The sequence below is a fragment of the Paraburkholderia sp. CNPSo 3272 genome, from assembly GCF_024206495.1.
GTDB lineage: Bacteria > Pseudomonadota > Gammaproteobacteria > Burkholderiales > Burkholderiaceae > Paraburkholderia.
In genome coordinates, this window is sequence record NZ_JAMBPQ010000011.1 from 142,786 (window position 1) to 155,527 (window position 12,742).

12 protein-coding genes are annotated in these 12,742 nt (G+C 63.4%); 4 read left to right on the top strand and 8 right to left on the bottom strand.

Translation table 11 applies throughout. From position 1 onward, the window contains the following. Positions 1-81: 81 nt before the first annotated feature. From M3I53_RS16340 to M3I53_RS16355, 4 genes are all read left to right on the top strand, one after another. The gene (locus M3I53_RS16340) at positions 82-1,257 is read left to right on the top strand and encodes a FlhC family transcriptional regulator (protein WP_254316947.1); all 1,176 of its coding nucleotides are present in this window, start codon (positions 82-84) and stop codon (positions 1,255-1,257) included. After that, positions 1,258-1,425 (top strand): hypothetical protein, encoded by a 168-nt coding sequence (locus M3I53_RS16345; RefSeq protein WP_254316948.1) that lies wholly within the window; start codon positions 1,258-1,260, stop codon positions 1,423-1,425. Between the two features lie 13 nt (positions 1,426-1,438). Next, positions 1,439-1,807 (top strand): hypothetical protein, encoded by a 369-nt coding sequence (locus M3I53_RS16350; protein WP_254316949.1) that lies wholly within the window; start codon positions 1,439-1,441, stop codon positions 1,805-1,807. A gap of 366 nt (positions 1,808-2,173) precedes the next feature. Continuing rightward, positions 2,174-3,007: a CAP domain-containing protein gene (locus M3I53_RS16355; protein ID WP_309249526.1), complete on the top strand. Its 834-nt coding sequence runs from the start codon at positions 2,174-2,176 to the stop codon at positions 3,005-3,007. 100 nt (positions 3,008-3,107) lie between these two features. Here the strand turns inward: M3I53_RS16355 and M3I53_RS16360 are convergent, their stop codons facing one another. The 8 genes from M3I53_RS16360 to M3I53_RS16395 all read right to left on the bottom strand — a co-directional run bounded on the left by M3I53_RS16360 (position 3,108) and on the right by M3I53_RS16395 (position 12,742). Beyond that, positions 3,108-3,863: a hypothetical protein gene (locus tag M3I53_RS16360; protein WP_254316951.1), complete on the bottom strand. Its 756-nt coding sequence runs from the start codon at positions 3,861-3,863 to the stop codon at positions 3,108-3,110. An 11-nt stretch (positions 3,864-3,874) separates the two neighbouring features. Continuing rightward, entirely contained in the window at positions 3,875-5,095 is a 1,221-nt protein-coding gene (locus M3I53_RS16365) for a hypothetical protein (protein WP_254316952.1), read from the bottom strand. 9 nt (positions 5,096-5,104) lie between these two features. Then, positions 5,105-5,704, bottom strand: a complete 600-nt coding sequence (locus tag M3I53_RS16370; RefSeq protein ID WP_254316953.1) for a type 4 pilus major pilin — start codon at positions 5,702-5,704, stop codon at positions 5,105-5,107. Between the two features lie 8 nt (positions 5,705-5,712). Then, a complete protein-coding gene (locus M3I53_RS16375) occupies positions 5,713-6,855 on the bottom strand; it encodes a type II secretion system F family protein (RefSeq protein ID WP_254316954.1) in 1,143 nt (380 codons plus the stop codon). Continuing rightward, positions 6,852-9,086 (bottom strand): ATPase, T2SS/T4P/T4SS family, encoded by a 2,235-nt coding sequence (locus M3I53_RS16380; RefSeq protein ID WP_254316955.1) that lies wholly within the window; start codon positions 9,084-9,086, stop codon positions 6,852-6,854. Before M3I53_RS16380 ends, M3I53_RS16375 begins: the two co-directional genes overlap by 4 nt. Then, positions 9,086-9,652, bottom strand: coding sequence for a hypothetical protein (locus M3I53_RS16385; protein WP_254316956.1), 567 nt, complete (start codon positions 9,650-9,652; stop codon positions 9,086-9,088). The genes M3I53_RS16380 and M3I53_RS16385 overlap by 1 nt, the downstream gene beginning before the upstream one ends. A gap of 166 nt (positions 9,653-9,818) precedes the next feature. Next, the gene (locus M3I53_RS16390) at positions 9,819-11,117 is read right to left on the bottom strand and encodes a hypothetical protein (RefSeq protein WP_254316957.1); all 1,299 of its coding nucleotides are present in this window, start codon (positions 11,115-11,117) and stop codon (positions 9,819-9,821) included. 8 nt (positions 11,118-11,125) lie between these two features. After that, positions 11,126-12,742 (bottom strand): type II secretory pathway protein, encoded by a 1,617-nt coding sequence (locus M3I53_RS16395; protein ID WP_254316958.1) that lies wholly within the window; start codon positions 12,740-12,742, stop codon positions 11,126-11,128.

The window sequence follows — 12,742 nt, forward strand, 5'->3', positions numbered from 1 at the left end:
CACACCGAATGGCCGCGCGAGAGACACCGAAAAATATAAGAATTGGAAAAAATGAGTACAGAACCGAATCACGTCAAGTCCGTGGATGACTACAAGGCCATCGAGCGGCTCTACCTTCCCCAATGGATCGCCGAACGAATCCGGGGCATCAACTACGATCTGGTCGATCACATCAAGGATGTCCTGATCTCGAACCCAGCGTTCAACGCGATCTATCGCGTCGAGGTCAAGGAGATCGTTCACCTGCGTCGCAACGAGAGTTCGCTGCGAAGCCTCCTCGGTGCACCATTTCTCATGCTCTCGCCATCGCTGCCGACCATTGAGGACTGGCGCTGCTTCGTCGATGCGACGCCCACGACGCGCGCGGTTGACGAACTGCGCCGCAAGATGCCGCCGGTGCGTGACGCGCTTACGACGCAGGCGATCCTGCATCACAACCGCCAGTTCCTCGACGTGATCCAGGCAGTGGCAAACACAAGCGTCCTGAGTGCTCCGCTGCTCGGGATGACCCCGGACCTCGCTCGATACCTTGGCGAACTGCCCGGATACAAACTGCGCACAGCGCTCGAACGCATCCGCGACCTGCCACTTTTCCAGTGGCGCTTCACTTCTCCGGCATTCTGGTTCGAGTTCACCGCGAACGATCTCCTTTACGACCAGGTCGCCCACCACATCATGTCCACGACGCCCTTTCGCGCAGGCGAGCTGCCCCACACCGCGAACTGGGCCGACCTGCGCCTGGGTCGGGAAACTCACGAAATGTACGCGGCCGCCCTCATGGCGCACGGATGCCGTGCCAGCACGGCTGCGACCCTCTTTCGCCTGCCCCAAAGCAAGACTCGCCAGATGTACATGGCAATTCACGGCAAACCCTCCCCGTGCGGCAACCTGCCCAACTCGCTGCAGTGGTTCGTTGAGAGGCCCCAACAACGCCTGCACTCGACGGTGTTCATATGGCTCTATCGTTCTGCGCTGAATATGGGCGCCAATACGCCCCAGGCGCTGATCGCCGCCGCGGATCTGTACAACCATCTGTTCCCCTCAGGACGCGCATTACTTGCCACCGATCGTGGCTACAACCTCACCCGAGCGATGGCCGCAGATGCACGGCTTTCAATCGCGCCATGCCGCGAATGCAGCACGCACTACATCGTCTCGAACAACGAGTCGAAGATCGAAATGCGCAACAGCTTCACCTGCCCGGCATGCAGCGACACCCTTGTGGGCCGAGTGCGACTCGCGAAGGGAGCCGTCTAAATGCAAAGTCACGAGCTTCCCGCCGGCCTCGTAGTCTTCAGCGCCGATGGCAAGGCGCAGTTCGGCTGGCAGAACCCCGAAACCGGCGCGTACTACGCCGAAGATGACGGGCACTGCATCGTTGACGCGGTCGGCGGCGTGCCGTGGCACGCAGGCTCGATGCACTAACGGGAGCGCTGCGATGAATGACCTCGCGTGGATGGTTCGCGACAGCACGTCGGCTTGGCTTCGCGGATACGGAGACCTGCGCTTCGACCAGTACGAGAGCTTCTATCGCAAGGCGCTCACAGTGCACGGTGCACCAAGCGACCTCGAACAGATCAACGAGGAATATGCTCGATGGATCGAAGGGCGACCGAGCAGGATGCTTTCACTGCTTAACCGTCCAGTGGTCGCACACGCACTTATCGCCTTTACGGCGGTCTGGATCGGCGGGCAGGCGGTTCCCCATCTCGCTGGCATCGCGCCGAAGTCAACCGGTGCCCTTCTGGTCGCCGCATTCATCGGGCTGCGCGTCTTCCATCGAAAGCGCCGCAAGCGCGGAAATTGACGCAATTCGCATAGAAGCCCGCTTCACCGGCGGGCTTCTTCAGTTTTCGCTTAAAGAACCTTCGGATTCTTTCCGTTTACCCCTAGAGTGTGCCCCGCTTCCGCCACGGGAACTTGACTTCGCTCCCGGCCTGGCAAACTGGTATCAGGCTCGCGCGAGGGGCGCAGCTAAACCACCAAGGACCTGAAGAAAATGAAACAGAACAAGATCACCGCGCTCACCGCCTTTTCCTTTGCAGCCGCTTTGGCGCTTTCCGCTTGCGGTGGCGGTGGCGGCGGTAGCGGGGGCTCGGGCAGCAACAACTCGTCATCGGGCTCGGGCTCGACCGGCTCCGGCACGACTACCCCTTCCACGTCGACTGGCAACGTGTCGACGCCGCAGTACGCATCGGCGAGCGCGCAACAAGCCATTTTTGACCAGATCAATACGCAGCGTCAGGCGTGCGGCTTCCCGGCACTGACGGAAAACACACTTCTCGATCAGGCATCGCAAGCTCATGCGGACTACATCGGAAAGAACGGCGGTACGATCACTGATGATGAAGTTTCGGGCAACCCGGGCTTCAGTGGCGCCACATATGCGGATCGCGCAACCCACGTCGGCTATCCCGCGAGTTCCGTAGTAACGGCAGGCGAAAGCGCCGGCTACTACACGAACGCAACGCTGAGCGAAGCCGCTTACGGCGCGAACATCGCAACCGCATGGTCGAGCGGGGTCTATCATGTAGCGGCTTTCGTGTGGCCGGTTACTCAAATCGGCGTCGGCTGGAACGAGACGACTTACAACGGTTTCCCCGAGGCGCATGGCGTCATTACGGTCACGAATCTGCAGCCGATGAGCGGCAGCCTCCCCACGATGTTCCCGTGTGAGGGCGCGACGGGGGTGCCCTATAAGGTCGTTGGCGAGACCCCCGCCGCGCCCAATACGAGCGGCGCTTGGGGACCTGCTGTAGCCCTAGGCGCCAATTCGGGCGACACGATCGCATTGACGTCTGCAACGCTGACCGACACTTCGGGCAACGTCATCAACCTGCAACTGCTCAATTCGACGAATGATCCGAACAAGCTGATTCAAGCTTTCGAGGCGGTTGCTTACCCTGCGACGCCGCTTTCGCCGAACACGAAGTATTCGGCGGTGGTCTCGGGAACCATTAACGGTACGCCTTTCACTCGTACCCGCACGTTCACGACCGGTAGCTAACCGGCTAGTCTTTCTGGATAGTCGCAATAAAAAAGGGGGGCAGTCTTCACAGGCTGCACCCCTTTTTACTACACCTGAAAGCGTACCCACTGCAACGCGATCAATGGCACGTGCCAGGGTTTTTCATCATGCCGACAAGGAGTAAATACGCGACATTATTCGTCCCAGTCTGGAGATAGCAGATACTTGCGGCAACGATGCCGGGCTGTCCGGTATTGGCGTCAATCTGACCAGCTTGAGCAACGAAAATGTCGTACACATTGCCGTCCGAGGAAACAGGCATCGAGCCAGTAGTCGCGGGATAAGCCCCATTGCAGTAGAGATTTGGTGCGATTGAACCTGCGCCATTCATGACTGGCATATAAACGTTGCTATAGCTAGCCGCGCCTGTCATCGTGCCGCTGGAAGAAATAGCGTACTGCGAGGCAGGAGGTCTAAGTACCGTCCCAGCTATCGTGCCCGGGAAATTGCCGGTTGCTTCACATGCGGCTAGCTGCGTGGGTGGAGTGACCTGGCGGGCCTGCGGGACGCAAACCAAGCCAACCCATTCAGATCCGTTCCACACGGGCGCCGATTGTTGATCGTATCCAGGCGCGCATGTCGGCGGCGCGTCGTAGTGACACGCCGGCTGCGTAAATCCCGAGCCTATCCACTTCGCTGGCGTGAGCGTGGTCCAACCGACACCGGTCGAGCAGGTTGGCGGTGTCTGCGGCGCTCGGTATTGCGGCCCAAGGCAGCTCGAATCCTGATAGCCATAGGAGCAATGCGCTGGGGCCTCCGCTTTCGCACTCGCCGCGCCGAGCAACAGAATCAGTCCAAGTGCAAAGCGCTTCCAGCGCGACATGCCGTTTTTCATGGCTGCTATTCCTAATAAGCACAGTAGGTTTCGACGACACCTTGTGCGCCAATGTTGCTGTTCGAGCCGTCGGTCAAATAGACAGTCCAAGGTCCGGTCCCGGTCGAATAGGCGTTGAACTGGGCGGTCGTGTTGATGTTGAAGCTCTGGGGCACCAGCAGGATCTGGGGGGATCCCCCTGCAGAGCATTGCGGCGCCGGAACGTAGCTCCCATACCCGACCGTGTAGTACTGGTAGCGCGGAGCGGGACCGCTGACCGGGACCCACTGGTTGTAGAGGCAGGACAGCAACTGGCCAGACCCGTCTGCATTGGCTGCGACGCGCGTGGTGCCGGAAGTCGAGGCGCAGCTCGCGCGAGGCGTCGCCGTGTTCGCCACCTCCAGCGCGCCGTAGACCGTCGCGTTGCCATGCACCGCGGCCGTGCCCGTGTCGATCGGCGCGGGCGCCGTGCCCGCAGAATTCTGCACATAGAGCGTCGAGGGCGTGCGCACCGCATTTGAAACCGCGACGTTTGACGCCGACACCGCGGGCACTGCGATCGTGCCCGTCGCGTCGATGCTGTTGACGTTGTGCAAACTCACGCCGTTGACGTTCTGGTCGCCAGTCCACGTCAGGCTGCCGTCACGCCGGATGTAAAGCGAGTTGCCGTCGGAGTTCTGGCCGTTGGTCGCCAGAATCGCGGCCGCGGGCGTCCCCGTAAGTGGGTTGTTTGCGGTCCACGCGCCGTTGAGTCCTGAGATCGTTGCGGCATTGCGGGTCGACGAATAGCCGAACTGCACGTCCTGTGAGTTCGCCGCTACAGCGATCTGCGCCGCGCCCGACACGTCCGGTTTGCCGTTCCGCGCGTATGGAAGCGACGGGTAGAAGATCCAGGACACGTGGCAGTTGCCTGCCGTTTCCGTACAGCCAGCCGGAAGCATGCTCATCTGGATCGTGTAGGTCCCGCCCCAGAACGGCCCGGCGCGGTACGCCTGCTTCAGATTGCCAGCGGTCTGCAGGTCCGCAATGGTAGGCGCAGTCAACGTCGAGTTGCCCGACTGCGTGTACTGGGTGAGCAGCGTCGAGAAGTTCTCGTTGGCCCAGCGGCCCAGAGCGTCCGTGATCACCGCCTCGTTCTGGCCTTCAGTAGCGAGCAACGATGCCAGATGCTTCTGGATGTCCTCGCGGATCGAGTACACCGTCAGGATCGCGGACGCCGCGAGGAAAACCGCCATCTCGATAATGCTGCCCATACCTGGTCCTTAGCTGCGCGTCGTGTACATCGCCACCGTGGCCACGTCGCCACCGGAGGCACACGCATTGCCCGCCGTCGCACTGCTGAACTTCGTCGACGGGCTCGACACGACGGTGCCATTCACCGTCACCTCGGTGAAGATGTCGGCGACCGCGCTGATCGACATCGAGCAGACCGCCTTCGGCACCGGATAGCTCGTCACGATCGCGTCGTTCGACGACGTGACCGTGCCGGGTTCCGCGGTCACCTGGCCACCGAAAATCCCCGTCACCGAGGAGTTGTCGCTAGCCACGCGAGCGCCTGCCGCATCGAACGCGTGATTCTGCGCGAGCGTCGCCAGCGACTCGGCCGAAAAGTCGGAGTCGTTCGCGGTGGCGTTCTGGATGCCCGTGTGGAACATGCCCGCCTCGCTCTTGAAGGTGGACGACTGCACCATGTTGCGCACGAACGGAACGCCGTAGAAGAGCGCAAGCGATAGCAGGGCGGCAGCGCCGAGCACCGCGCCCGCCTCGATCAGCGACAGTTCGCCGCTCTGCTTTTTCAGGCGGCCGAGACGACGATGGAATTCCTTCTGCTCGGGCGTGCGTTGGGAGACGTTGGTTTTCATGGAGGTCCTTAATTGGAGGTGTTGCCGGTCGCGGCGCCAAGTGCGCTTTGCATACTCGTGACGCCCGTGACGACGTAGGAGCCGACACCGATGCCGATAAACGCCGCCGCGGCAATGCCGAGCAGCACGTAATGGGTAGTGCGGGCGTTGCGGCGTACCGCCTCAACGACGCGATCGAGCGAACTGCGGCCGAGCGACTTGATCGCATCCACGAAGTTGTCGCGACGCTCTGCGTCGGCGATGCGGTCGACGAGCACTTCCGAGAAGATGCCTGTCGCGAACGCGCGCATGGGTAGCTCGGGCGAGGCCTTCAGGCGTCGTTCCATCGTCGAAATGTGCCAGCGCAGCCACGGGTCGGCGTGCCGGCGCAGGCGCCCAAGCGCCCCCGCGAGCGTGAGCCCCGAGTCGAGCAGGCCCGACAACGAGACGATCAGCAGCGCGGCGCGCAGGTCGCGACGGTTGCGCCACATCATCGGCGTCGCATCGATGCGGTTGCGCAACGTTCCCGTCCAGCGCTTGAGCCCGTAGTAGTACGAGAACACACCCGCTGCGAGCAGGCAGACGTTCAGCAGCCAGTAGTCGTAGCAGTACGTGTCGATCGCGTACAGCACCCTGCCCGCGGGCATCCACTGGTCGAGCGGCCGCACCTCGAGGACCTGCGGATAGACCATCCCGCCAAAGAGCATGCTCAGGCCGTACATGTAGCAGAGCAGGACCATGGGATAGGCCATCTGAATGGCAGTCGTGCTCGACAGCACGCGCTTGGCGGAAGCCGCCATCTCGCACAGGTCGAAGCCGCGGCGCGCCGCGTCATCCTTGTCGGAAGCGAACGCGAGATCCAGCAGCGAATACTCGTCGACAGGCACGAACGGCTTGATCGCGAGCGCGAGCCCATCGCCCTTACGCATACGCTCCTCCATCTCGTCGTACGCAAGCCAGACGATCTGCCTGCGATCCCGCGCACGCTTCTTGAGCACCTGGAGGCGCTCGATCAGCGTCTCGCGGTTTCGCAGGCCCGTGGCCTGCTCGATGTCGAGGCGTGACTCGCGATAGAAGCCCTCGCGCGCCTTCTGGAAGCGCCAGCGGGCGATCTTGAGTCGCTCCGCACGCGGCAGGCGCATGCAGATGCCATAGAAAACACGGCCAATCACGATGGCATCCTCCCGTCTCGATCCGGCAGCACCGTGTAGACGCGGAACGGTTTCATCGAGCGGTCGATAAAACGAGGATCGATCAACCCCTGCGAAGCCTTGTAGAGAGCGTGCTCATAAATCGTCTTGCCGGTCATGTCGGCCGAATCGAAGCCTGCGACCCGTTCCTTGCGCCACGCCGCCTCGGCCCCGCGCCAGTCGCGTACAACGATGTGTTCGAGGAACTCGGGCGTGGGCCGGTAAAGCTCCATCGCAAGCGTCTGGCCCTTCGTACCCCCCGCCACCTTGCCGTCACGCGTGAACAGCCCCTTCTTGCGGCAATGCTCGCAGCCATCGTCGTTGCGGCATGCCATCTTCGACGTATCTAGGCCAAACTTCGTGCGCAGCAGCTCAAGCTCGGCTGGGCTCATGACGTCGGCCGCTGGCTTCTTGCAGTGCTGGCAAAGCAACGGAATCAGCTTCTGGTTGCCCACCGCGTTGATGAACTTGTCGGACGCCACTTCATCGGCGGCCAGCCGCAGGCGATCGCCCAGCAGGCGCATGAAGACGCCGATGATGCTGTCGGCGTGGATCGTGGTGCGCACCGGGTGGCCGGTCAGCGCGAGTTCGACAACGAGACCTGCAATGGTGGAGTCGAGGATTTCCGCCACGGTCAGGTCGTCCGGGTCCATGCGCATGAGCGTGCGGATGATTGTCGCCACCTTGCGCCGGAAGTCTTCTTCGGTTTCGTCCAGCCCGCGCGGCACCGACTGATCGGAAAGCCAGGGCATCGGATACTCCGAAGGCATGCTCACGGCGTACTGCTTCTTGAGCTCGCGCCCATCGACCATGTACGAAAGCGCACGCAGCAACGTGCTCTTGGCGGAGCCTGTCTCGCCGGAGATAAGCACGGCACCACCGCTGACATGCCCCAGCGATTCGATGATCGAGAGCTGGCTTTCCTCGAGCCCCATCGTGTCGGGCATGCGCACGGTGTAGTTGCGGAAGTTGCCGTCCAGGATGCGCATCGCCACGTCGAAACCGCCCATCTGCGGGGCGCTCTGCCAGCGCAGGTTCAGCGTGGCCGTGGCGAGCGCGAGCGGGATCATGGCCGACTGCGGCGCGGTAGGCTGGAATGCATTGCCACTGTTGGTGTTGCTCTGGACGAGATCCTGATAGGCGGCGGACAGCGCACGCAGAACGGTCGCCTTCGGCATCCGGCGATAGGTATAAAGATCGCCGTCAACGCGAAAGCGGAGTTCTGCATCAGACTGGTAATCGCGTGATTCCCAGTGCACGTCGCTCGAACCGTATCCGTGTGCGGCGTCATTGACGTCCCTGAAGAGCGCAAGCGCACGAGAGCCTTCGGGAACGTGGTTCGACACCCGGATGCGCGCCCGGTCGTAGACGTCTGCGATGACGGCGGCCGTCGCCACCATCTCCTCACGCACCGAGATATGCGCGCGCTTGAGGTCGTTCAGATAGGTCGCATACAGAGCGGTCTCATGAAATTCGCGTGTCGCGATCACGACCGCCAGGCCCGCCTGCATGTCCACCGCCACGAACTCGCGGCGTGCCTCCGGTGTGATGTGCAGCGTCGCCTCGGGCGTCGTGTCACAGAGGATGCGCTTGAAGTCGACGAGCGCCTGGGCCGAACTCAGCCGCGGCATGCCCACCGGCGTGTACTCGATGTCGGGAATCGCGAGCGCGTGGCCATCTGCTGCGGCAGGCTCGGGCGTGTCGCGTGGCTCGCTTGTCTCGGCGCGCCGTTCATCGCTGGCTGCGCTTTCACGAATTTCGTCAAATGGCGTATGCGCATCGATCACTTGCGCGCGCGCCGATTCCGTCGGCACCCCGGCGCGGACGACTTCTTCGGTACCGCGCTGTCCATCGCCTGCAGCCTCAGCTGCGCCGTTCGCGCCTTCGACAACGGATGGCTCCGCACTTCGTACTTCGACATCCTCCACAACCGGGGGTGTGGCCGCTGCCGTGGCATGCAGATCGGGAGCGCCCCCCTCACCAGCCTTTTCAAACGCCTCCACATCGGTCACGTCCGCATCGCGCAGATACGCGCCGAGCGAGCCTGCCGGCGCACCGGGCCCCCTGCGCACCGGACGCGTCGCGCCGAACCCGGGCTCCACAGGCGCGGCCGATTCCGACTCCTCCACGAAGCTGCCGCGCCACGCGCGAAGGCGCGCCATCATCCCGCTACGGGGCTTTTCGTTGCTTTCCAGATTTCCAAAGAGCGACATTAGTGCCTCCCGAAGCTTGAGACCGGTTGAGCCATGTTCACGCCTGGTGGCAACGGTGACGACAGGTCACCGAGTGCCGCGCCGGTCACGAACGTTGAAGCTGAGGATTCCTGTGAGTTGCCGCTCATCGGCACGCTCCATGTGCGCTTACCGTCGGCAACCGTGACCGAAAGGCCGTCGACCCGGCGCGCGATCCAGCCATTGAGGAGCTTCTCGCCAAGGCGCGCCGGATAGACCGCACCGTTGTAGTCGTACAGGACGTGCTGCCCACTGCCGTCGGCGAATGCACCGACAAACGTGACGGGAGAGGTACGCGCGCGGGGCACATACGGTCGCACGACAACCGCCGGAGCGCTCTCCACCGGCGCGGGCGTCTTGAGCGTGACGGCCGCACTGCTCGCGGGCGCATCACCGTCACCGCGAAGCGCGCGCGTGAGCTTGCTGCGTGCGAGGTCGTCGATATCGCGAAGGGTAAGGTGCGTGTCGCCGGTTGCTCCGGGCACGCTGGCCGGACCGGATGTCGATGCTGCGGCTCCGCTCGCGGATGTCTGCGGCGATACCTGCACTGCCGTCGTTGCGGTGGTAGCGGGCGCAACTGCGGGATGCGATGCCGGCGACGCTGCGACGGAGGCGGGTGCCGGAGCGTGCGCTATAGCCGACTCGAAAGACGGTGTCGCCGCAGACGCGGTGTGCGCAGCCACGACAGCAGCGACCACCGCCAGGCGAAGTGATTTATTGGACGACATAGTATTTGCCCTTCGCAACGAAATGGATGCCGACCTTGCCCAGTTCCTCGGGTGCGGCGGTGTCGAGTTTCACGTTCAGTGATTCGAGGGTCATGTTTGGCGGCAGCGCCGCGAGCAGCGGCGCCTGCCACCGGTAGCCGTCGATCTCCCAGCGTCCTTCGCGCAGCAGCGCGCTATGCCGCTCGCCTGCTGGTGGCGGCGACGCGAGCAGCGGATGGCTCGGTTCGAGCTTCACCTCGTAGCCAAAGCTCTTGATATCGAACGGCTGGACGGACATGCGTTGCGGCGGCGTCTGCAGCATCTCGATGAGGCGCTGCTCATCGGGCCAGGCCTTCATGCCCGTCACGCCCAGCGTGGCTGCCCGTGGAAGCGCTGGACCGCGCGCATACAGGTGCCGTCCGTCCGGCGCGAACGTGACGGGCTGCATGGCCGCCGGTGCGTCGCGCGCGAAGTCTTCGAACGAGCCGCCCGCACGCTGATAGGTCAGCGAGCAGAAGCCCGTTGACGGGCAGTCGGCCTTCTCGAACTGCCAGCCCTTGCGGTTGGTGTCGATGTAGTCGAGCAACGCCAGTGCGTCGGGCGCCAGTTGCGATGCGAGCGGCGTGCGGCCCGCAAAGACCTGATGCATCGCCTTTTCGTAGAGTTGGCTCCAGCTGGGTGCCGCGTTCACGATCGGCGGCGGGTTGAGCGCACCCCACATCTGCTTTGCCCCGAATCCGGCGATCGCAAGCGCGAGCAGCACGACGATGGAGTTCGGAATGCCCGCAGGCACGCGCGCGATGCGACCAGCTTTCTTCTGCTGCAGCAACTCCGCGGGGCTGAATGGCTCATCGCCCGGCGTGATCGCGTCGCCCGAGGCCAGCACCGTGAGCGGCAGTCCAAGCTTCGCGCTCTGCTGCGCGATCTCGCTGCGCCGCTTCGCCACTGTGCCCAACGTCACCACTTCGTCGTGGCGCACCGCGCCGCGCACCACGTGAACAAGGTGCACCTGCGCGCCGTCCTGCATGAGCACGAGCACGGCAGGCTTCGCGCGCACCCGCTCGAGCATCGCGACGCGCGCAGCACCCGAAAACAGCTTTACCCGACGGAGTTCGCCCGTGTCGGGCGCGCAAAAACCGCCGATGAGTTCCGCGCCCACCTTCATTTCGACGTAGTGCGTCGCGGAGAAGTCGCCCGCATAGCGCGTGCGGCTTTCCTTCGCACCTTTCTCGGGATAGGCGCTCCAGTCCAGGCCGAACGCCAGACGCGCTCGCTTCTCTCCAGGCAGCGGTTCGGTGATATGCATCGGCGCGCTCACATCGAAGGCACGACAGTGGCCGTCAGCATCACAATCTGGAACGTGCGCGACTTGTTCCACGTACCCGTGATACCGGCGAGGCCCCCGTTGGTCGTGCTGTCGGCGGTGTCCGTGACAGCGCCATACAGGACAACGGTCTGACCGTCCGAAAGCGCAATGGTCTCGTCATCCTTGCTGCCGATCGTGTGTGCGAGCTGGATGGCCTGCGCCGTCTGGCCCGAGCCTGCGCCCGCGGTAGTGAACGGTCCGTTCTGCTTCGAGCTGTCACGCCAGTACGCGAGCAGGATCTGGTTGTGATCGTTGACCGCTGGCAGGATGTGCAGAAAGTCGCCGGTCGTGAGGGTGCCAGGCGTGAGGCCCACGACACCGCTCGACGTACCGGTAATGCTGCCGGACGACGGTGAGGTCGTGCGCAGGTAATCGTCCGACTGGAAGTTCGCCACCGACACCGGCAGGCCATTGAGCGTGAGCTTGGAGACCGTGTTGTCGGAAACCGTGCGGCCATACTGGTTCAGGGCGTTGATGACCGCGTTCGTGCCCGAGAAGGGCGCGTTCGGCTGCAGGACGGAGAGGCCAACCGTGCCGCCGCCCGAGGAGAGCGACGTCGGCGATGCAAAGGTCACCGCCCACTTGGCCAGCCCTCCCTGAATGCTGTTGTAGACGATGTCGGCGTTCACCCCCGACTGGGTGCCGCGATTCAGCGCAATCTGGATGGTGCGCACGCGCAGCATCACCTGGCGCGTGGAGATGGCGTTCTCGCGCTTGAGCATGTCGCCCATGCGGTCCGCCGCTTCCTTCGTGTCGTACACGATCACGAGGCGGCTCTGCGGATTCACCGTGATACGGCCCATGGGGGACTTCAGCTGGTTGAGCGTATTCTCGATCGACTGGATCTGGTCGAAATCGCCCTTGCGCCCGCTCGACGTCATGGCCGAGAACGACCCGGTATCCGTGCTTGCGCCGCCCGTCGAACCGGTCGACTGGTTGCCTGTCGACGTGTCCGTGCCCTTGGACATCCGCGATTCGATCGACACCTTGCCGGGAATCGCGGCGATCTGGTACATGCGCGTGACGAACCGGTTGATGTTGATGGTCGAACCATCGAAGGACCAGTCAAGGCCGAGGTTCTCCGTCACGTCGTGCAGATAGCGACCGATCCCGCACGATTCGCAGGGCTGGTCGTACACCGGGTTGTCGTACACCTTCGCGCCGAAGCTCGCCTGCACATTCTTTCCGTCGCTCGATGCACGCGGAATCAGGCTGTCGCGCGCGATGAACACGTCAGGGCTCACACGCACCGGATAGCCGGAAGCGTTCGACACCAGCGTCGCCAGTGTCTTCATGTCGAGCTTCGGCGGAAACGTCACCTTCTTCTCGCGGAACACAGCGGGCAGCGTCGCCTCATACGCGAGGGGCACCGGGCGATCGCCGAGGAACGCGGTTGGCACAATCTCAACGAGCGGAATGCCATTTCCCGCGCCGCCAAGCGCGGCGCTCGCTGTCGCATTCGCCTGGTCGTACGCGCCATTGACATCGCTTTGCGTGACAGCGCAGCCCGCGAGGGCTACAGCGCTCGCCGCCGCGATCAGGGTACGGATGGGATAGAGGCGCAT